This window comes from Paenarthrobacter nicotinovorans, assembly GCF_007670255.1.
Lineage (GTDB): Bacteria > Actinomycetota > Actinomycetes > Actinomycetales > Micrococcaceae > Arthrobacter > Arthrobacter nicotinovorans_B.
Map to the genome: position 1 here is coordinate 39,046 of NZ_SZVS01000005.1, position 19,157 is coordinate 58,202.

At 64.5% G+C, this 19,157-nt stretch carries 18 protein-coding genes; 9 read left to right on the forward strand and 9 right to left on the reverse strand.

Features of this window, described 5'->3' with window-relative positions:
* Positions 1 to 51 precede the first annotated feature (51 nt).
* Positions 52 to 1,068, forward strand: coding sequence for a LacI family DNA-binding transcriptional regulator (locus FDP28_RS09160; RefSeq protein WP_144660855.1), 1,017 nt, complete (start codon positions 52 to 54; stop codon positions 1,066 to 1,068).
* 62 nt (positions 1,069 to 1,130) lie between these two features.
* On the opposite strand, the gene FDP28_RS09165 is transcribed toward FDP28_RS09160, so the two are convergent.
* Positions 1,131 to 2,114, reverse strand: a complete 984-nt coding sequence (locus tag FDP28_RS09165; protein ID WP_186313573.1) for a LysR family transcriptional regulator — start codon at positions 2,112 to 2,114, stop codon at positions 1,131 to 1,133.
* Between the two features lie 7 nt (positions 2,115 to 2,121).
* The gene (locus tag FDP28_RS09170) at positions 2,122 to 3,402 is read right to left on the reverse strand and encodes an amidohydrolase (RefSeq protein WP_186313574.1); all 1,281 of its coding nucleotides are present in this window, start codon (positions 3,400 to 3,402) and stop codon (positions 2,122 to 2,124) included.
* Positions 3,403 to 3,529: 127 nt separating this feature from the next.
* Between FDP28_RS09170 and FDP28_RS09175 the strand changes: the two genes are divergently transcribed.
* The 7 genes from FDP28_RS09175 to FDP28_RS09205 all read left to right on the forward strand — a co-directional run bounded on the left by FDP28_RS09175 (position 3,530) and on the right by FDP28_RS09205 (position 8,819).
* The gene (locus FDP28_RS09175) at positions 3,530 to 4,447 is read left to right on the forward strand and encodes a LysR family transcriptional regulator (RefSeq protein WP_144660862.1); all 918 of its coding nucleotides are present in this window, start codon (positions 3,530 to 3,532) and stop codon (positions 4,445 to 4,447) included.
* 151 nt (positions 4,448 to 4,598) lie between these two features.
* Entirely contained in the window at positions 4,599 to 5,096 is a 498-nt protein-coding gene (locus FDP28_RS09180; protein ID WP_144660863.1) for a RidA family protein, read from the forward strand.
* Positions 5,093 to 5,866 (forward strand): aspartate/glutamate racemase family protein, encoded by a 774-nt coding sequence (locus tag FDP28_RS09185; protein WP_144660865.1) that lies wholly within the window; start codon positions 5,093 to 5,095, stop codon positions 5,864 to 5,866. Before FDP28_RS09180 ends, FDP28_RS09185 begins: the two co-directional genes overlap by 4 nt.
* Before the next feature lie 23 nt (positions 5,867 to 5,889).
* Positions 5,890 to 6,660 (forward strand): amino acid ABC transporter ATP-binding protein, encoded by a 771-nt coding sequence (locus FDP28_RS09190; protein ID WP_144660867.1) that lies wholly within the window; start codon positions 5,890 to 5,892, stop codon positions 6,658 to 6,660.
* 1 nt (position 6,661) lies between these two features.
* Positions 6,662 to 7,300: an amino acid ABC transporter permease gene (locus tag FDP28_RS09195; protein WP_144660870.1), complete on the forward strand. Its 639-nt coding sequence runs from the start codon at positions 6,662 to 6,664 to the stop codon at positions 7,298 to 7,300.
* Positions 7,297 to 7,950: an amino acid ABC transporter permease gene (locus tag FDP28_RS09200; RefSeq protein ID WP_144660872.1), complete on the forward strand. Its 654-nt coding sequence runs from the start codon at positions 7,297 to 7,299 to the stop codon at positions 7,948 to 7,950. Before FDP28_RS09195 ends, FDP28_RS09200 begins: the two co-directional genes overlap by 4 nt.
* A gap of 26 nt (positions 7,951 to 7,976) precedes the next feature.
* Positions 7,977 to 8,819: a substrate-binding periplasmic protein gene (locus FDP28_RS09205; protein ID WP_144660874.1), complete on the forward strand. Its 843-nt coding sequence runs from the start codon at positions 7,977 to 7,979 to the stop codon at positions 8,817 to 8,819.
* Between the two features lie 57 nt (positions 8,820 to 8,876).
* Here the strand turns inward: FDP28_RS09205 and FDP28_RS09210 are convergent, their stop codons facing one another.
* The 7 genes from FDP28_RS09210 to xylA form a co-directional block, all read right to left on the reverse strand.
* Positions 8,877 to 9,785, reverse strand: a complete 909-nt coding sequence (locus FDP28_RS09210) for an aldose 1-epimerase family protein (protein WP_144660876.1) — start codon at positions 9,783 to 9,785, stop codon at positions 8,877 to 8,879.
* Positions 9,782 to 11,302, reverse strand: coding sequence for an L-arabinose isomerase (araA, locus tag FDP28_RS09215; protein WP_144660878.1), 1,521 nt, complete (start codon positions 11,300 to 11,302; stop codon positions 9,782 to 9,784). The genes FDP28_RS09210 and araA overlap by 4 nt, the downstream gene beginning before the upstream one ends.
* A gap of 67 nt (positions 11,303 to 11,369) precedes the next feature.
* Positions 11,370 to 12,077 (reverse strand): L-ribulose-5-phosphate 4-epimerase, encoded by a 708-nt coding sequence (locus FDP28_RS09220; protein WP_144660881.1) that lies wholly within the window; start codon positions 12,075 to 12,077, stop codon positions 11,370 to 11,372.
* A complete protein-coding gene (gene araB, locus FDP28_RS09225) occupies positions 12,074 to 13,816 on the reverse strand; it encodes a ribulokinase (protein ID WP_144660883.1) in 1,743 nt (580 codons plus the stop codon). Before araB ends, FDP28_RS09220 begins: the two co-directional genes overlap by 4 nt.
* Before the next feature lie 215 nt (positions 13,817 to 14,031).
* Positions 14,032 to 15,015 (reverse strand): LacI family DNA-binding transcriptional regulator, encoded by a 984-nt coding sequence (locus FDP28_RS09230; RefSeq protein ID WP_144661384.1) that lies wholly within the window; start codon positions 15,013 to 15,015, stop codon positions 14,032 to 14,034.
* A 69-nt stretch (positions 15,016 to 15,084) separates the two neighbouring features.
* Positions 15,085 to 16,515, reverse strand: coding sequence for a xylulokinase (xylB, locus tag FDP28_RS09235; RefSeq protein WP_144660886.1), 1,431 nt, complete (start codon positions 16,513 to 16,515; stop codon positions 15,085 to 15,087).
* 83 nt (positions 16,516 to 16,598) lie between these two features.
* Positions 16,599 to 17,786: a xylose isomerase gene (gene xylA, locus FDP28_RS09240; RefSeq protein ID WP_144660889.1), complete on the reverse strand. Its 1,188-nt coding sequence runs from the start codon at positions 17,784 to 17,786 to the stop codon at positions 16,599 to 16,601.
* A gap of 142 nt (positions 17,787 to 17,928) precedes the next feature.
* On the opposite strand from xylA, the gene FDP28_RS09245 reads away from it, so the two are divergent.
* Positions 17,929 to 19,134, forward strand: coding sequence for an ROK family transcriptional regulator (locus FDP28_RS09245; protein WP_144660893.1), 1,206 nt, complete (start codon positions 17,929 to 17,931; stop codon positions 19,132 to 19,134).
* The last annotated feature ends 23 nt before the right edge of the window (positions 19,135 to 19,157 follow it).

The window sequence follows — 19,157 nt, forward strand, 5'->3', positions numbered from 1 at the left end:
GTTACTGACCCTTTGACTTGAGTTGGTGACGAGCCAGCGAGAACGGAACGCATGTCCCAAACAGCCAGCATCAAGGACGTTGCCACACACGCCAACGTTGCCGTGGGCACAGTCTCGAACGTGCTGAATTATCCGGACAGGGTTTCCGCCAAGACCAAAGAGCGCGTCCTCAAATCGATCGCAGAGCTGGGTTTTGTGCGCAATGACGCCGCCCGCCAACTTCGCGCCGGCCAAAGCCGCACCATTGGCTTGGTGGTGCTGGATGTCGGCAACCCCTTCTTTTCCTCAGTAGCCCGCGCGGCCGAAGACGCCGCCACCGCGCTGGGGAGCGTTGTGCTGGTAGGGGACAGTGGGCAGGACGCCTCGCGGGAAGCGCACTACATGGATCTCTTCCAGGAGCAGCGCGTGCAAGGGTTGCTCCTGTCTCCCGTGGGCGACGTCGCCGATCGGATTGACAACCTTCGTGAACGTGGCGTGCCGACTGTCCTGGTGGACCAGCTTGCCGACACGGAACGCTGCAGCTCAGTTTCCGTCGATGATGAGGAAGGCGGCTATCTGGCGGCCAAACACCTGCTGGACATCGGCCGCCGTCGTCTGGTTTTCGTCGGAAGTCCCGCGATCCGCCAGGTGGCGCATCGCCTCAAAGGCGCGCAGCGGGCGGCCGCTGAGGTGGCGGGAGCGTCCATCGAAGTGCTCGACTCTGCCGGGCAAACGGTGCTGGCCGGGCGTCAGGTGGGCAACGATCTTGTGGAGCGTGCACCGGAGGAGCGCCCGGATGCTGTCTTCTGCTCCAATGATCTGCTTGCGCTCGGAGTCATGCAGTCCCTGACCATGCTGCGCACCGTCCGCATCCCTGAGGACATTGCCCTGATCGGGTACGACGACATCGATTTCGCAACCTCCGCCGTCGTTCCTTTGTCCTCCATCCGCCAGCCGACCGAGGCGCTGGGCCGGACCGCCGTCGAGCTCCTCGCGGAAGAGCAGGAAAGCAACGGAACCAAGCACCGCGCCGTCGTCTTCACCCCGGAACTCGTGGTGCGCCAAAGCACCGCCGGCCCACCCAACTAGGGGACGGATAACGTTCCACTGACGGCTCAGAGCGACGTTATCTGTCCCCTAATTGGGTGGGATTACGACGCGCGGAGCCGGGCCAGGTACTCCACCGGCACCATCGCCTCGGGCTGCTTCGTCTGACGGAACAGGCCCGGGGTGGCGGCGGCCAGCCGGTCCGCTGAGCGGCCAAGGCACTGAATGACACTGCTGATGGAGATACCCGCCTCCGTCTTCTGCCGCAATGCAGAGATATGCCTCCGGGCCGTGCAGCCGCGGATGCCCGTGGCTACGATCCCCTCCGTGGGGACGTGGTCCAGCGCGGGAACCAAGGCGACACCGAGCCCGGACCTGACCATGCTGCGGATGGCATCGTAATTGTTGCTGCGCACGCTGATACGGGGAGCGAACCCGCTTCCTGCGCATAGATGCCGGAGGCATGCGTCGCCCGACGACTCTTCCTTGGTGGACACCCAGTTCTCCCCAGCGAGATCCTGCATCGTAATGTCGTCCGTTCCCGCCAAGCGGTGGCCCTCCGGAAGCAGCAGCACCAGCTCCTCGGCCAGCAGGGGGACGGACACCACATTGGCCGGCCACTTTTGCGGGACGAGGTCGTAGTGGAACACCACGGCCACATCCAGTGTCGAATCCCGGACCATGGCCGCAAGTTCCACGGGTCCGCTTTCCTCCAGTTCCACTGAGGAGTTCGCGTGCCTGCGGAGGTAGGAGGCCAACCCTCCCGGCAGGAGCCTTTGGCTGGCCGTGCTGAAGCTGCCCAGCCGCATGAGGCCGTAGTCGCCCTTGCTGAAGCCCTTCATGTCGTCTTCGAGCGCACCCAGGGCGTTGATGATGTCGTGGGCGCGTGCGGCCAGGAACTTGGCAGCCTCCGTGGGGCGGATGCTCTGGGCGTCGCGCTCAACCAGCGGCGCCTGCACGGCCCGCTCCAGCGCCGCCACCTGCTGCGAGACGGCCGAGCCGGTGTAGCCGATTTCGCGCGCGGCGTCGGCGAATGAGCCCGTACGGAGGACCACGGAGAGGGTGCGTAAATGAACTGGATTTAGCATGGCCTTGCTACTTCTGCGTCGGGGGCGTGAGCAGTTGTTCGACATCAACGGCGCCGCCGGCGGCTTCAAAATCCAGCTGCACCTGCTCCCGGAGCCGGGCGTCGGCGAGGTAGTCGGCAATCGTCAGGGCCAACCCGACGGCGCCATCCACCACTGCGGCGTCGCCCACGGGACTGATGGAGTGCTGGCCGAACTCCTCCGTGTGCATCACGGCAGTTTCGCGGGAAATGCTCACTGTGGGATGGATCGACGGGATTCGCAGGCTGACGTTGCCCAGATCCGTGGACCAGCCACCGCCCACCAGCTCAGTCTCGAATGTGATCCTCCGGCCCCGCGCGGACATATGCCCGTGGTACCGGGCCGCCAATGCGTTGTTGCTGCGGACGGGAAGATAAGCGGGGAATGGGTCCCAGTTGGTCTCGAGACGGGTGCCTGTCATCAGTGCCGCACCTTCCAGGATGTCCTGCACTTTCTGCGAGATGTCCACCAGACCTGCCGGGTCCAGGGAGCGGATTTCGACGACGGCGCGCGCCACGTGGGGGACAACGTTCACCGCCGTGCCGCCTTCCGTGATGAGGCAATGCAGGCGATCCGTGGCAGGGATGTGTTGGCGCAGGGCGGCGATCCCCTGGTACGCGGCTACCACGGCGTCGAGGGCGTTGCGCCCCATATGCGGTGCCGACGACGCGTGGGCGGCCACCCCGTGGAAGGTTACTTCCACGTCGCGGACGGCAAGTGATGCAAAGGACGCAACCTCATATTCCCCGGTGAAGGGATGCAGCATCACGACGGCGTCGATGTCGTCGAAGGCGCCTGCCCTGGCCAGGAGTTCCTTGCCGTTTCCGTTCTCTTCTGCAGGCGTGCCGATCAGCACAACCGAGCCGCCCAGCTCTTCGACATGCGCGGCGACGCCGAGGAACGCCCCTACGGCCGCGGCGCAGATGACGTTGTGCCCGCATCCGTGGCCCACCCCCGGAAGGGCATCGTATTCGGCAAGCACGGCCACCTTCGGGGAGCCTGAGCCCGCTTCGGCACGCAGCGAAGTGCGCAGGCCATACCGTCCCACCTGGACCGGATAGCCCCTGTAGCGGAGGAATTCGGCGGCGAAGGCTACGGAGAGACGTTCCTCGAAGCCGACTTCCGCGATGCCGTGGATTCCGTGGTTGAGTTCCTGGAGGTCCGGGGTGAGGTCATCGATGGTGGCAGTGATGTTCCTGGCAAGTGAGTCCGGGGCACCGAGGATGCCGGTCAGGGCCAAGGGGGACGGGGGCGTATCCACGGGGTTCACGTGGCGTCCTTTCGGGGGAGGTAGGCCGGCCAGGCCGCGACGTCATTGTCGCCGGAGCTGGCTCGTTGTTTTACTTAAGATACATCCGAAAGTGCCTTAAGAACAGCTTATTGTGCAAGAATGATTCATGACCGAAAAACCCCTCCCGGACGTCACCAGGCTGCGACTCCTCAACGAGGTCGCGAAGCAGGGGTCGCTTGCGGGCGCGGCCCGGGTCCTGGGCATCACGTCCTCGGCTGTCTCGCAGCAAATCAGCATCCTGGAACGTGAAACCGGCGTCCAGCTTTTGGACCGTTCATCAAGGGGCGTCGGGCTGACAGGTGCGGGGGAAATACTGGTGGAGCACGCACGCGCGGTGGTCCGGCTCCTGGAGGCAACCCGCGCCGAGATGGACCAGCTCAGCGGCGAGCTTGCCGGCCGGGTCCGGATCGGCTCCATTCCCTCCCTTGCCCGGAACGTACTGCTGCCGGTCGCCGAAAAGCTCGAGGTGACCGTTCCCGACGTCGAACTGACGGTCAACGTCGTGGAGCCGGTGGACAGCATCGAGCAATTGCTGAACGGCGCTTTGGACATTGCGATTGTGGACCTTTACGACAATGTGCCCGTCGCCTTCCCCGACTACCTGGTGACCAGGGAAGTCATGAGTGAGCCATTGGCCTTGATCACTCCACCGGACTTTGTTGTGCCGCCACGGCTGAAGCTGACTGACCTCAAGAACGCAGACTGGGTGTTGACCCCCGAAGTGGGTGCCTGCGGACAGGCGGTCCGTTTCGCCTGCCGGAACGAGGGATTCGAACCCAACAGCCGGTGGGTTGTGGACGATCTCCTGCTCTTGGTCGAAGCCATTTCCCGGGGAAGGGGCATCTCTTTGCTTCCGCCATTTTCCGTGGACAGTGCGGTGGCGCCGGTGGGAATCCATACCTTCGACAAGCCCCGGATCCAACGACGGGTGCTCACGGTAACGCGCAGCAGCGACGCCCGGAGGCCAATCGTGAAAGCCGTCCTGGACGAAGTCCATGGGCTCCTGGGTGCCGCGGCCGCCTAAGCCGCCAGGGCCGCCGTCGGGCCTTTAACCCAGGCCCAAGAATCTCTTGCGGCAGCCCCAGCAAACCTCGTTCTGCAAGCCGGTCAAACCCCCTTTTTTCGTTCCATGCTTGAAGTGATCAGTGACGATCACCACAAAGGAGAAACGAAAAATGACCACCCTCGAACGACGCTTCGCAGAGGTTCCCGGACACTGGCAGGTGCCAGGCCACTTCAAGATCAACCACAGCCACGGCATCCGCGTTGGGGACATGATTTATGTGGGTGGCCAGGAGGACCTCGACGCTGACGGCAACGTCAACAACCCCGGCGACATCGTGGCCCAGTGCAAGAACGTCATGGAGTCCCTGAAGCGGGTCATCGAAAGCCTCGGCGGAACCATGGGCGACGTCGTCCAGTTCAACACCTTCTACGCCGGCGAGCTCAGCTACGAAGAATGGCAGCGTACCTACGACATCCGCTTCAGCTACTTCCCGGCCCCCCGGACCCACGGCGACCGGCATCCTGATCGGCGAGGAGCTGAACCTGCCGGGCATCCGGGTGGAGGTCAACGCCGTCGCCATCGTCGGCAGTGCCGCCACCCGCGTAGAAGCGTTCGACGGCGGCAGCCAGGCAACGCTCGACGTTCCCGTGGAGGTGGCCGGCAATGACTGAAGTCAAGCCCCAGCTTGGCGTCATCCTCTGCGACCTCGACTCGTATCCGGTGGACTACGTGGAATGCCTCACCCCGGATGCGCCCGGCATCAGTGACAACCCCGTAGGCTTCTTCGAGAATCCCGCCAGCTGGCAGGGCCTTCCCGTGGCCTACGCGGTGGCGCGGGGTGCCCGGGTGGAGCCTCTTGTGAACGGTGAGCCTGAAGCTGTGGAGGCCTTCTGGAAGGCGAGCAAGAAGCTTGCGCACTGCCCCTTGGTCATCACCGACTGCGGCTTCTTCTTCTACGCCCGCAAGGACAAGCGCCAGACGACCAACGTCATCACCAGTGGGCTGGATCTGCTCCCCATCGCTTCGGTACTGTCCAGCGGCTACATCGGTGTGTTGACCGTCTCGGAGTCACTGGCCACCAAGCTGTTGGCCGATCACCCCCTGTCGCCACAGATCGTCATCGCCGGCATGGAAGGCGAGCCTGGCTGGGCAACCATGCTGACCAACGATCACGCGCTGGGCAACGGCTGGGACCAAGCCTTGCTGAAGGAGGGCGTCGCCAGGGTGGTCAAGCGTGAGTTCGGGCCCGGTGGCCGCTTCGCCGACGTCGGTGTCCTGGTCCTTGAATGCACGTTGTTGCCCGAATTCCGCCAAGAGATCCGCAAATACACCAACGTGCCGATCCTCGATATCGCCTCTTTTGCGTTGAACGCCCTGGGCAAAGGGTTCGACGCCGGTGCGGCACCGGCGCCTGTCGGCGCCGCCTTGAGCCAATGACACAGGTCAGGAACGAGTCAGTCATGCATGAAGACACCGAGCCGGGCAGGACCGCCATCTCGCTGGAATCAGTCGTCAAGCGGTACGGGGACCACACCGTTATCAATGACGTGTCCTTGTCTGTCCGCGAAGGCGAAGTCATCGCCATCATCGGTCCCAGTGGGGCTGGAAAGAGCACCCTGCTCAGGTGCATCAACCTGCTGGAGGTCCCGGACAGCGGACGGATCACCGTTGAGGGAAACCAGGTGGTGGCCGGGACGGAGATCAGCCGTAAGGACCTGGTCCGGCTACGCCGCAACGTGGGCATGGTGTTCCAGTCCTTCAACCTCTTCCCGCACATGACAGTGCTGCGGAACATCTCCCTTCCGCAGGAACGCGTCCTTGGCAGGAGCCGGGCAGAAGCTGACGCACGTTCCATGAAGCTCCTGGAACGTGTAGGGCTGGCAGACAAGGCCAGGCAATATCCGGGCCGCTGTTCCGGCGGCCAGCAGCAACGCATTGCAATCGCCCGGGCTCTGGCTCTGGACCCGCAGGTGATGCTGTTCGATGAGCCGACGTCGGCCCTGGACCCGGAAGTTGGCCTTGAGGTCCTCGCGGTCATGCGTGAGCTGGCCGCTGAGGGGATGACCATGGTGGTGGTCACCCACGAGATGCAGTTCGCCAGGGATGTCTCGGACCGCGTAGTGGTGATGGCCGAAGGTGCCATTCTCGAAGAAGGCGACCCTGCCGACGTCTTCACTGCTCCCGCCATGGACCGCACCCGCCGGTTCCTGCGTGCCGTATTGGAGCGCTGACATGGATCACCTCAGCGTGGTGGCGCAGGGCGTTTCCATGACGCTCGCGCTGACACTTTCCTCGCTTCTGGTTGGTGCCATCGGTGGCATCCCGTTGGCACTGGCCCGCCGGTCCCGGCTGGCGGCAGTGCGGTTCATCGCGCGTTCCTTCATTGAACTGCTGCGCGGGATCCCGCCATTGGCATGGTTGTTCATCATCTATTTCGGCGTAGGAACGGGTGTGATTGAGCTCAGTTCCTTCGCGGCTGCCGTGATTGGCTTCGGCCTCGTGTCCTCCGCCTACATGGCCGAAATCTACCGTGGCGGGCTGACAGCCATCCATGACGGCCAGTGGGAAGCCAGCGACGCATTGGGCCTTTCACGCGCCGCGACGTTGCTCAGCGTCATCGGACCTCAGGTCCTGCGCGTGTCCATTCCTGCTGCTGCCACCTTCGCCATCGGCCTGCTCAAGGATTCCTCCGTGGCCTCGGTCATCGGTGTCCAGGACACCATCTATTGGGCCAGCCATGAATCCACGGTGTCCGGTGATGCGATCGTGCCCTTCCTGTGGGCAGCCGGGCTGTACGTGGCCATGACCATTCCCTGCGCTTGGGCAACAAGGTTGCTGGACGCCAAGCTCCGAAAGCGGGTTGCGCGATGACTTTCTTCAACGACTGGGTGGATTACTTCCCGGACCTGTTGGGCGGGCTCGGAGTGAGCCTGCAGCTGACGCTGGTAACGCTGCTGATTGGCTTGCCCGCCGGACTTGTTCTGGCCCTCGGCGCGAGTTCGGGGAACCGGCCGGTGCGGGTCCTGTCGATCGGTGTGATCGAGGTAGGTCGTGGAACTCCTGCCCTGGTGGTCCTGCAGCTGTTCTACTTCGGCCTTCCCTCGGCCGGAATGACGCTGACCTCCTTCGTCGCAGCATCGCTGGCGCTCGCCTTCACTACCGCGGCCTACACCAGCGAGATCATTCGTGGCGGCTTGCAGGCAGTGCCCGCCGGAGAAATTGAAGCCGGTCATGCCCTGGGGATGGCCCGCGGGGACATCCTCCGATTTGTCGTGATTCCGCAAGGGATCAGAATCGCCATCCCGCCGCTCATGGGATTCGCGATCATGGTGTTCCAGGCGACCTCCTTGGCCTACACCATTGCAATGCCGGAACTGATGAGCCAGGCCTACTCCATCGGCTCCATCACGTTCCGCTACCTGAGCATCCTCACCCTCGCGGGCCTCATGTACGCCCTGATCACCATTCCCGCGAGTTCCCTGAGCAACTTCGTTGAGCATCGTTTGGCGCGTCACCGTTGATACGCCATTTAGGCAAAGGAACCACAATGAAATTTCGAATGATCGCGTCCGCTGTGGCTGCCCTGACGCTGGCTGCGGCGCTCAGCGGCTGCGGCGGTGGCACTGAAGCGGCCGGATCCAAGGTCTCCGCAGACTGCAAAGCTGCATCGGACTTCGGCACCATTAAGAAGGGCAACCTGACGGTGGCTGTCTATGAAGCGCCTCCCTACGTCACGTTCAAGGGCAATGAGCTCGGAGGCGTTGACGGAGATATCCTCATGGGTTTTGCGCAGAAGCAGTGCCTCTCCATCACTACTGTTTCCGCTGCTGCCGCGGCAGTCATCCCCACAGTCCAAGGTGGACGCGCCGACGTCGCGACAGGCGGCTGGTGGCGGTCCAAGGCGAGGGCCGACATCCTGGACCTGACCGACCCCATCTACACGGACCAGATGGTGTTGATCTCCAAGGACGGTCTCAACAAAGTCACTGACCTCAAGGGCAAGAAGGTCGGCACCGTCAACGGCAACGTCTGGGTGGATGACGCCAAGAGCTACCTCGGCGGGGACCTCCAGCTCTACAAAGCGCCCGTGGACTTGTTCCAGGACCTCAAGTCGGGCCGGCTTGACGTGGGCATCGATGGCTTCGGTGAGGCCCACAACAACAGCAACGGCCTCAAGGTAGAAGTTCTGGAGCCTGACAACGCCATTAAGGCTTCCCTCGAACCGCCGCAGACCTGCCTGCCAGTGACCAAGGGAAACACTGCTTTGCTCAAGGCTTTGAACGACTACGTGGACAGCCTCCGCAAGGATGGCAGCCTGGAGAAGATCGTGGTGAAGAACGGCTTCCCGGCCTCGGCGATAGAGACGGGGGCGGCCCGCCTGATCGGCTAACCCAAGTAGGGGACAGCACCTGCTCCACTGAGTGCTCAGTAGGACGTGTGCTGTCCCCTAGTTGGGTTGCTGGAGGGCGTAGATGCTCCAGGACGCTGTGTGCTCGGCTCCGGGTTCGAGGCGGACCAGGTCCGTGCCGCTGTTGAAGGCATCGGGCGGGCACGTCATCGGCTCCACGGCCAGTCCAATACGGCTCGGAATGGGTGCTGGCTTGTCAGCCGTATGGATCTGAAGCCACGGGCAGCTTCCGTCCCACGACATTCCGACGCCGGTGCCCGCCGGGTCGCGCAGAGACAGCCGCGCCAGCCCGCCGTCGAACGCTATGTCCGTAAACGCGTGGTCGATTTCGATGGCGCCGATCGGACGGGCCGCACGGAAATCGAACTCATGCCCCTCCACGGGTTCCAGCGAAACCGGCAGCAGGCGGTCGGGCGTGACCTCGAGGAACGAGGAAGCGGGCGCTTCAAGGATCCACTCGTCCAAGGGCGAAGAACCAGCCACCAAGTACGGGTGCGGGCAGACCCCGTAGGGCGCAGCAACATCTGCGGCGTTGTGGGCGGTCACGGAGGGGTGGAGCCCGGTTTCGTCCAGGACATACCGCGTCGAGAGTTCCACCACGAACGGATAGCCCGGCGTCGGTCCTACCGTGCACGTCAACGTGACCGAACCGGCGTCGTGTTCCTTCACGGTCCAGTCGAGCGGGTAAGCGAGCCCGTGCAGCGCCGTGCCCCGCTCCGGTTCGCTGACCGCCAGCTGGTGGCTGACGCCGTCGAAGGTGTATCTCCCGTCCGCGATCCTGTTCGGCCACGGCGCGGCGATGATGCCGCGGTAGTCCGAGATCGGGCCGCCTTCGGGGAACGGAACCACAAGGTCCCGGCCTTCGAACTGCAGGACACGCAGCGCAGCGGACCGTTCCGTGACAACCGCCTCGTAGCCGCCGGCTTTCAGGCTGTATTCAGCGCTCACAGGCCGCCGGCCAACTTGTAGTAGGCCGCGTTCCAGGCGAGTTCCTTTTTGAATTGCTTGATGGTGGTGCCTTCGTCGATGGTGAGCAGTTCCGTGCGGGCGATCTCGGCGAAGTCTTCAAACACCTCGAGTCCCACCTGCGTGGACAGTACCGTGTGGTGGGCGGCGCCGGCGGTCAGCCACGCGGCGGCCGAGGTGGCAAAGTCCGGCTTCGGTTCCCAGAGCGCGCGGGCCACCGGCAGGTTGGGAAGCGGCTGGTCGAGGTCGACGACGTCCACGGCGTTGGCGACCAAACGAAACCGGTCGCGCATATCGGACAGCGCGACGACGACGCCGGGCCCTGCGTCGGTGTCGAAGACCATCCGGACGGGATCTTCCTTGCCGCCAATACCCAGTGGATGGATCTCCACGCGCGGTTTCTTCGCCGTGAGGGACGGGCAGACCTCCAACATGTGGGCGCCGAGGATCTTTTCGCTGCCCGGTTCCAGGTGGTAGGTGTAGTCCTCCATGAGCGAGGCGCCGCCGGGCAGCCCCGAACCCATGACCTTGGCCGCCCGGACCAGGATGGCGGTCTTCCAGTCACCTTCGGCTCCGAAGCCGTAACCGTCGGCCATGAGGCGCTGCACGGCCATGCCCGGGAGTTGCCGGAGTTCGCCGAGGTCCTCGAAGGAGGTAGTGAAGGCCGCGGAACCGTTGGCTTCCAGGAAACTGCGCAGGCCCAGCTCGATCCGGGCGCTGTACCGCAGCGATTCGTGCCGGGCACCGCCGGCCTTCAACTCGTCAGCCACGTCGTAAAGCCGCTCGTACTCGGCAACCAGGGCGTCGACGTCGGACTCTTCCGCGCCGTGGACGGCGTCGGCGAGTTCGTTGACCGACCAGGTGTTGACCGAGACGCCGAAGCGCAGTTCGGCTTCGGTCTTGTCGCCCTCGGTGACGGCGACGTTGCGCATGTTGTCGCCAAAGCGGGTCAGCTTCAGGTTCCGGACCGCTGCCCAGCCGGCGGAGGCACGCTGCCAGGCGCCTATCTGGCGGGCGACCTCCGGGTTGGAGACATGGCCGACGACGGTCTTCCGCGGCACGCCGAGGCGCGCCTGGATGTAGCCGAATTCGCGGTCGCCGTGGGCCGCCTGGTTCAGGTTCATGAAGTCGAAGTCGATGTCCGCCCAGGGGAGGTCCCGGTTGGCCTGGGTGTGCAGGTGGAGCAGCGGTTTGCGGAGGGCGTCCAGGCCTTGGATCCACATCTTGGCAGGGCTGAACGTGTGCATCCAGGCGGTCACGCCGATGACGGAATCGTCCGAGTTCGCTTCAAGGGCGGTGCGGCGGATGGCGTCGGAATCGGTGAGGACGGGCTTCCAGACGAGCTTCACCGGCACCTCTCCAGCGGCGTTCAGGACGTTGGCGATCTCCTGGGACTGCGCAGCGACCTGCTTGAGGACATCCTCGCCGTAGAGGTGCTGGCTGCCGGTGAGGAACCAGACCTCGTACTGGTCGAGCGAGGTGTTGTTGGCGTTGGGCATTTGATGGCTCCTGGGTATGGGCGTAAAGCGGCGGCTGGTTGGGCGGCAGAACGTTGATGGGTCCGCCTCAGCGGCCGTAAACGTTCTGGTAGCGGTCGTAAAGCGAGGCGATCTTGGCTTGGTCGATGGGAAGCGGATCCCCGAGCTGGCGCGAAACGTGCACTGTCTTGGCCACTTCTTCGCACATCACGGCGGCTTTGACGGCCTCGCGGGCGGATTTGCCGATGGTGAACGGGCCGTGGTTCTGCATCAGCACCGCCGGAGAGTTGGAGTCCTTCAACGTCTCCACGATCCCCTGGCCGATGGAGTCGTCACCGATCAGGGCAAACGGGCCTATGGGGATGGGGCCGCCGAATTCGTCGCCCATCATGGTCAGCACACAGGGGATCTCCTCGCCCCGGGCCGCCCATGCGGTGGCGTAGGTGGAGTGGGTGTGCACCACTCCGCCGACCTCGGGCATGTGCCGGTAAACATAGGCGTGTGCAGCGGTGTCCGAGGACGGCGAGAGGTCGGGATTGCCCCAGTCGATGGTGCCGCTGCTGCCGGTGTTCATGCCCCTGACGGGGGTGCCGTAAAGATCGGTGACCACCATGAGCTCGGGGGTGAGGTCGTCATAGGAGACTCCCGAGGGCTTGATGACCATCAGGTCATGGCCCGGGATACGGCCGGAAACGTTGCCTGCCGTCCAGACCACGAGGCCGTAGCGCGTCAGTTCGGAATGGAGTTCGCAGACGTCGTTGCGGACCTGCGCGATGGTGTCCAGGAGGGCGCTCATGCGGACACCCGCTCAGCGTTGTCGGTGGAAGAGCTCGACGCCGGTTCGGAGACCCCGCCTGCGCCCTGCGCCTGGCGCTGGATGGACTTGAGGCGGTGCATCACGTTGTTGGTTCCGCGGCCGAAGTAGTCGTGAAGGGTTTTGTACTCCTGGAAGAGCACTTCGTACGCGGCCACGTTCTCCGGTATCGGGGTGTACACAGCCCCCGGCGCGGCGGCCATGGCAGCGGCGGCCTCCCGGATGTCCGCGTACTTACCGGCAGCAACGGCGGCGTGGATGGCCGAACCCAGTGCGGGACCCTGCTCAGATCCGATGGTGGAGAGCTGCAGCCCGGTGATGTCCGCGTAGACCTGCATCAGGAATTTATTCTTCAGCAGGCCCCCGGCCACGATGAACTCCTTGACCGGTACGCCAGAATCGCGGAACGCATCCACTATGGTGCGGGTTCCAAACGCCGTAGCCTCCAGCAAGGCCCGGTAAATGTCCTCCGGCTTGGTGGCCAACGTCTGGCCCACCACGACGCCGGACAGTTCGTGGTCCACCAGCACTGAGCGGTTGCCCGAGTGCCAGTCCAGGGCGATCAGTCCGTGCTCTCCGATCGCCTGCTTCTCCGCGAGCTCCGTGAGGTACTCGTGGATGCTCTGGTCCTGGGCTGCTGCGGCTTGGTGGTATTCGGGCGGCACGCCGTTTTTGGTGAACCAGCCAAAGATGTCACCCACTCCGGACTGGCCCGCTTCGTAGCCCCACAAGCCATCCACGATGCCGCCGTCGACCACGCCGCACATGCCGGGGACTTCGCGTAGGACATCGCCGTTCATGACATGGCAGGTGGAAGTTCCCATGATCGCGACGAGCTGCCCGGGTTCCACTGCGTTGGCGGCAGGCGCGCTGACGTGGGCGTCCACATTGCCCACGGCCACGGCGATTCCCGCCGGAAGCCCCGTCCAGCCGGCGGCTTCTTCGGTGAGATAGCCCGCGGCATCCCCCAGACGCCCGATGGTGTGTTCCAGCTTGCTGCTGACAAAGTCCTTGAAGTCAGGGTTCAGGGCTGCCAGGAAATCCTCCGAGGGGTATTTTCCGTCCTGGTAGATGCCCTTATAGCCGGCCGTGCAGGCGTTGCGAACGTAGCTTCCGCAGAGCTGCCAGACGATCCAGTCGGCCGCTTCAACCCAGTGCTCCATGGCTGCGTAGACTTCGGGGTCTTCCTCGAGAAGCTGCAGGCCCTTGGCGAATTCCCACTCCGAGGAAATAAGGCCGCCGTAGCGGGGGAGCCAGGACTCGCCGCGCTCTTCGGCCAGCTGGTTGATGCGGTCTGCCTGCGGCTGGGCGGCGTGGTGACGCCACAACTTCACATACGCGTGGGGCCGGTCCGCGAAGCGTTCCAGCTCGTTCAGCGGCGTGCCGTCCGCCGTCGTCGGAACCATGGTGCAGGCGGTGAAGTCGGTGGCGATGCCCACCACGTTCTCCGGGTTGATGCCGGCATCGGCGACGGCGGCCGGGACGGCATTGCGCAGGACGTCGCGGTAGTCGTTGGGGACCTGGAGGGCCCAGTCTGCAGGGAGACGGTGGCCGCTGGTGGGGAGGCGGTCCGAGACGACGGCGTGAGGGTACTCGAACACGCCGCTGCCGATCTCGGCGCCATCCGAAACGCGCACCACGACGGCGCGGCCGGACAAGGTGCCGTAGTCCACGCCGATGACGAACTGCTCATCGAGCGGGAGGTTATCAGAGGTTTTCATGGGGGTCTCCATCCGGCTGGCCAGGGCCTCATTGCCGGGGGTCGGGGTGGAAAGTGAAGAACGTCTGATGCAATTGTTAGCGCTCACAACATTGATGTCAAGAGAAGTCCGGCGACGGGACGGGCGGCGCGCGGGCGGCGAGACGGGCGGTGCGGGGGCGGCGAGACGGGCGGTGCGGCGGCGGGCCCCAGACGAGGCTGCCGGGATGCTCCGGCTTAGCTGGGGAGCGGCGCCGTGGTGGAGCGGACGATGAGCTGCGGAGTCACGGTAGCAGCAGTGCCGGTGCTGCCGCTCTCAATGCGGTCCAGCAACAACCCAATGCACCGTTGGCCGAGTTCTTCGAAGTCCTGGGCCACTGTGGTCAACGGCGGGATGAAGTAGGCCGACTCTGGCTGGTCATCAAAACCCACCAGGCTGATGTCACCGGGAACCTGCACCCCGGTTTCATGAAAGGCGCGCAATACCCCAAGGGCCATCTGGTCGTTGGCCACAAACAGTGCGGTGACGGCCCGTTCGGCCGCGATCTTCAGGCCTTCCCGGTACCCGCATTCGGCGCTCCAGTCACCTTCGATCAGGGATCCGGGCTCGATGCCGGCAGCGTCCAGTGCATCACGCCAACCGTCGATGCGGGCGGCGGCGTCGATCCAGTCGGAGGGGCCTGACAGGTGGCCGATCCGCCGGTGCCCAAGGTCCAGCAAATGCTCGACGGCGAGCCGCGCCCCCTGCCGCTGGTCGACCGTGGCGCCTACGAGTTGCTCATCGCCGACGGAACCCACGGCAACCAATGGCACCTGGGAGGTGACATCTTTGAGGACCTCGAACGTGCCCGGATGCGGAACAGTCACCACAATGCCGTCAACGCCCTGGTCCATGAAGTGGGCCAGGGCATCCTTGATGGTTTCCGGAGTGACCTCGCGAAGGCCCGCCACGCTGACGAAGTAGCCGGCGTCACGGGCTGCCTGCTGCACGCCGAGCAATGTGTGCGATGGGCCGTACTGGGCAAGCTCACTGCCCAGCACCCCAATGGTTTGGGACCGCCTGGTTACCAGGCTGCGCGCTGCAGTGTTGCGCCGGTAGCCCAACTCGGTGATGGCCTGCTCTACACGTTCGCGTGTCTTGGAACTCACGTTCGGGTGGTTGTTCAGGACCCGGGAGACAGTCTGGTGGGAAACTCCTGCCACGCGGGCTACGTCCTCCATGACGGGAGGGCGGGCTGATGCAGATTGTTCTGAGCTCACCCTGTCACGATAAAGCACTGGCGGCCAGGATCAGCCGATGGCTGCCTTGGCGGCGTAATGGCGGTACCTCTCCAGGAAGGGCGCAACGCCTTGGGGCTCAGCGTGGTCTACAGTGAGCCCTTCCACGGGCCATCCGGGCAACTGGCCCGTGAGGACTCCGGCCGCTTGCCGTGCAGCGCCGTCAGCGACGTACTCGCCGGGCTTGGGAACAAAGACGGGCAGGCCGAACGCGGAGGCAGCCACGTGTTGAACAGCTTCTGATTGAGCGCCTCCACCAACAAGGATGATCCGCCGGGCATCGACACCCTGGGCCTGGAGGGCAGCCAAACCGTCAGCCAGCGAGCAGACAACTCCCTCTATCGCCGCGCGGGCCAGGTTCGCGGGGGTGTAGTTGGAGAGGGTGAGTCCGTGAAGTGATCCCGTGGCCTCGGGAAGATTCGGGGTTCGTTCGCCTTCGAAATAGGGCACCAGGGTCAAGCCTTCCGCACCTTCCGGAGCGGACAGCGCCAGGGCTCCAAGCTCGTTCAGGCTCACGTCGAGCAAGGCGGCGGTGGCATCGAAGATCCGCGTGGCGTTGAGCGTGCAGGCCAGCGGGAGGTAGTGGCCAGTGGCATCGGCAAAGCCCGCCACCAGTCCACTTGAGTCGCGGGAAGGAGTATCCGAGACCGCGAATACCGTTCCGGACGTTCCGATGGAGATGACAACGTCCCCGACGCCGGCACTCACTCCGAGCCCCGCAGCGGCGTTGTCTCCTGCGCCGGGTCCTATCAGGGCGCCGCTTGGGGTCTTGCCTGCCGTCTCCAGGGGTCCAACGACTCCGGGCAGGACCGGGAGGTGCCCGAGGGTGCTCTCCAGGACATCCGGAAGGTACTCGCCGGTGGTCGCCGAAAAGTATCCCGTGCCGGAAGCGTCGGAGCGATCGGTGCGGAGTAGTTCCAGCGATGCCGGGCCTGTTCCGGGCCCGTGACCGGCCAATCGCCAGGACAGCCAGTCGTGGGGGAGGCACACCGCGGCCGTCCGTTGCGCGTTTTCGGGCTCGTTCCGCGCCAGCCAGCGCAGTTTGGTGGCCGTCAGGGACGCCACCGGAACCGTGCCCGTGCTGCCCGCCCAATAGCTGGCTCCGGCAGCTGGATCACCCTGTCCGGCGTTGCGGATGAGTTCTTCAGCGTCCTGCGCGGAGCGGGTATCGTTCCACAGCAGGGCAGGACGGACCACATTTCCGCTTTCGTCGAGGCACACCATCCCGTGCTGCTGCCCACCGACGGATACAGCATCGACGTCGTCGAGTCCGCCTGCTGCCGCGATTGCTTCCTGCAGGGCTGTCCACCAATGATCCGGGTGGATCTCGGTGCCCTCCGGGTGGGAGGCCCGGCCCTGGCGTACCAAGGCTCCGGTAACTGAATCCCTGATAACCACTTTGCAGGACTGGGTGGAGCTGTCGATCCCGGCTACGAGAGGCATGCGTTGTTCCTTTGGCGGGCCGCGCCGGGCTGCCCGGGAAATCCTGGGCAGCCCGGCGGCGGGGTTGCGGTGGTGGGAGTGGCTTAGCGGGCGCCGAGGAGGTGTTCGATGGCCAGCTGGTTGAGGCGGATGAACGCGAACGAGCGCTCAGCTGCCTTGTCGGCGTCGAACGCGTCGAAGGCGCTGGCGTCAGCCAGCAGGTCAGCGGTGGTTTCGCCCGCACCCAGGGTGCTCTCGCCGAGTTCGAACACGCCCGAGGTTGCCAGGGCTTCCTGTACTTCGGGATCCGCGCGGAAGGCCAGGGCGCGTTCCTTCAGCAGGAGGTACATGGACATGTTGGACTTGGCCGATTCCCAGACGCCGTCGTAGCCATCGGTGCGGGAGGGCTTGTAGTCGAAGTGGCGCGGGCCGGTGTACTTGGGGCCGCCGTTGGGGAAGCCGTTCTCCAGGAGGTCCACAGTGAAGAAGGCGCTGGTGAGATCGCCGTGGCCGAAGACGAGGTCTTGGTCGTACTTGATACCGCGCTGGCCGTTGAGGTCGATGTGGAAGAGCTTGCCGGCCCACAGTGCCTGGGCGATGCCGTGGGTGAAGTTCAGTCCGGCCATCTGCTCGTGGCCCGTTTCAGGGTTGAGGCCGACGATGTCGCCGTGCTCCAGCTGGGCAATGAACGCAAGGCCGTGGCCCACGGTGGGGAGGAAGATGTCGCCGCGTGGCTCGTTCGGCTTGGGTTCCAGGGCGATGCGCAGGCCGTAGCCCTTCTCCTTGATGTACCCGGCGGCGGTGTCAACGCCTTCCTTCATGCGGTCCAGTGCCGCAGCGAGGTCCTTTGAGCCGTCGTACTCGCTGCCTTCGCGGCCGCCCCACATGACGAAGGTTTCGGCGCCAAGCTCAGCCGCGAGGTCGATGTTCCGGAGGATCTTGCTTAGTGCGAAGCGGCGGATGGAGCGGTCGTTGGAGGTGAATCCGCCGTCCTTGAAGACCGGGTGGCTGAAGAGGTTGGTGGTGACCATGGGCGTCTTCAGGCCGGTCTCGGCCAGGGCTGCCTTGAAGTTCTTCAGGATGAGTTCGCGCTCGGAGGCGCTCGCATCGAAGGGAACCAGGTCATTGTCATGGAAGGTGATGCCGTAGGCGCCGAGTTCGCTCAGCTTGTGGACTGCTTCGACCGGATCCAGTGCCTGGCGCGTCGCCACGCCGAAGGGGTCGGCGCCGGTCCAACCGACCGTCCAGAGACCAAAAGTGAACTTGTCTGCAGGGGTGGGCTGCGGGGTCATGATTGCTCCTTTGCAAGGCAACGGGAAAGAAATGAAAAACAGCGTTCCAATTAGTTTTCAATCTGAACTATATGGGGGATGATGGATCATGGTCAATGGAAGTCCGCAAGAAATTTTTCAATCGATGAGGAGGTCCCTGCCGATGAATGAGCCAACCGCGCCCGGACGCGTGGGTGACGTCCGCCGTCGAAATCTTTCGCTGGTGTTGGACTCGATTGCCAAAACCGCTGACGCCAAACCCAGCCGCGCGCAGCTCGCTGCCGGCACCGGGCTCACCAAGGCCGCGGTCTCCAGCCTTGTGGCGGATCTTGTCGAGTCGGGCCTGGTGTCCGAGGTCGGCCTTTACCGTGATGGCGAGCGGGGGCGGCCGGGGCAGGGCTTGGAACTGAACTCCCGTCGGGGTGTGGTCGGCATGGAGATCAACGTCGATTATCTGGCCGTGGGCCTGGTGGACCTCGCGGGAAACCTTCGTTTCCATTCTGCCGTTGAGTCGCGGAACCGCGCAGTGCCGCCCGCACAGGTCATGGACCAGCTGGCTGTTTTGGCCGCTGAAGCGAAAGCTGCGGCAGCGGCCGAGGACATTGCCATCCTGGGCGGGGGGTTGGCGGTGCCGGGTCTGGTGGATGACAAGGGTGACGTCGTGCTGTCCGCCCCCAACCTTCATTGGGAGCATGAGAAGTTGCGTCCTCAATCCCTGCTGGAGGGCGCACCGCTGGGCGTCAAACTGTCCAACGAAGCCAACAGCGCAGCCCTCGGCGAGCTTTGGTATGGCGGAGGGCCAACTGACTTCCTGTACGTCTCGGGTGAGGTCGGTGTCGGTGGTGGCGTCATCATTGGCTCCGAGTTGTACACCGGACCAGGGGGATCGGCGGGCGAGCTGGGGCATATCGTGGTGCACCCCGAGGGCCCTGCGTGCTCGTGCGGCGGTGCGGGCTGCCTTGAGACCTTTGCCGGCCAGGAAGCCATTTTCGAAGCGGCAGGGATTGCCGCGGGCACACTGGGTGAGCGGACCGACATGCTGCTGGCGGCGTTGGGCGCCCACGAGCCCAGGGCCACTGCGGCAGTTCACGACGCCGGTCGCTACCTGGGCGTTGCACTCGCCTCGGCCGCGCGGTTGATGGATATTGAAGCCGTGGTCCTCGGTGGGCATTTCGCTGTTCTTGGGGAGTGGCTCAGGCCCTCCCTCCTGGCCAGCCTGGAACGGCATGCGCCCGGGCTCCTGGCTCCGGAAAACCTCACGGTGTCCGGGCTGGAGCATTCCGGCACGCTCCTGGGCGCCGCCGGCCAGGTGATCCGCTCTGTTATCGAGTCGCCTTTCGAGTTTCTGTTGGCGAGCAAATTGGCCTGAAGTACAGGCAATTTCGGCGGGGT

Excerpts from the sequence above, each read along its gene's own strand:
- araA (WP_144660878.1), bottom strand. The coding sequence starts at position 11,302 with ATGCCCAACGCCAACAACACCTCGCTCGACCAGTACGAGGTCTGGTTC.
- FDP28_RS09175 (WP_144660862.1), top strand. The coding sequence starts at position 3,530 with ATGACCGAAAAACCCCTCCCGGACGTCACCAGGCTGCGACTCCTCAAC.
- FDP28_RS09180 (WP_144660863.1), top strand. The coding sequence starts at position 4,599 with ATGACCACCCTCGAACGACGCTTCGCAGAGGTTCCCGGACACTGGCAG.
- FDP28_RS09230 (WP_144661384.1), bottom strand. The coding sequence starts at position 15,015 with ATGGAGGACGTAGCCCGCGTGGCAGGAGTTTCCCACCAGACTGTCTCC.
- xylB (WP_144660886.1), bottom strand. The coding sequence starts at position 16,515 with ATGCCTCTCGTAGCCGGGATCGACAGCTCCACCCAGTCCTGCAAAGTG.
- FDP28_RS09160 (WP_144660855.1), top strand. The coding sequence starts at position 52 with ATGTCCCAAACAGCCAGCATCAAGGACGTTGCCACACACGCCAACGTT.
- xylA (WP_144660889.1), bottom strand. The coding sequence starts at position 17,786 with ATGACCCCGCAGCCCACCCCTGCAGACAAGTTCACTTTTGGTCTCTGG.
- FDP28_RS09220 (WP_144660881.1), bottom strand. The coding sequence starts at position 12,077 with ATGAGCGCCCTCCTGGACACCATCGCGCAGGTCCGCAACGACGTCTGC.
- FDP28_RS09205 (WP_144660874.1), top strand. The coding sequence starts at position 7,977 with ATGAAATTTCGAATGATCGCGTCCGCTGTGGCTGCCCTGACGCTGGCT.
- FDP28_RS09195 (WP_144660870.1), top strand. The coding sequence starts at position 6,662 with ATGGATCACCTCAGCGTGGTGGCGCAGGGCGTTTCCATGACGCTCGCG.
- FDP28_RS09190 (WP_144660867.1), top strand. The coding sequence starts at position 5,890 with ATGCATGAAGACACCGAGCCGGGCAGGACCGCCATCTCGCTGGAATCA.
- FDP28_RS09245 (WP_144660893.1), top strand. The coding sequence starts at position 17,929 with ATGAATGAGCCAACCGCGCCCGGACGCGTGGGTGACGTCCGCCGTCGA.
- FDP28_RS09185 (WP_144660865.1), top strand. The coding sequence starts at position 5,093 with ATGACTGAAGTCAAGCCCCAGCTTGGCGTCATCCTCTGCGACCTCGAC.
- FDP28_RS09200 (WP_144660872.1), top strand. The coding sequence starts at position 7,297 with ATGACTTTCTTCAACGACTGGGTGGATTACTTCCCGGACCTGTTGGGC.
- araB (WP_144660883.1), bottom strand. The coding sequence starts at position 13,816 with ATGAAAACCTCTGATAACCTCCCGCTCGATGAGCAGTTCGTCATCGGC.
- FDP28_RS09165 (WP_186313573.1), bottom strand. The coding sequence starts at position 2,114 with ATGCTAAATCCAGTTCATTTACGCACCCTCTCCGTGGTCCTCCGTACG.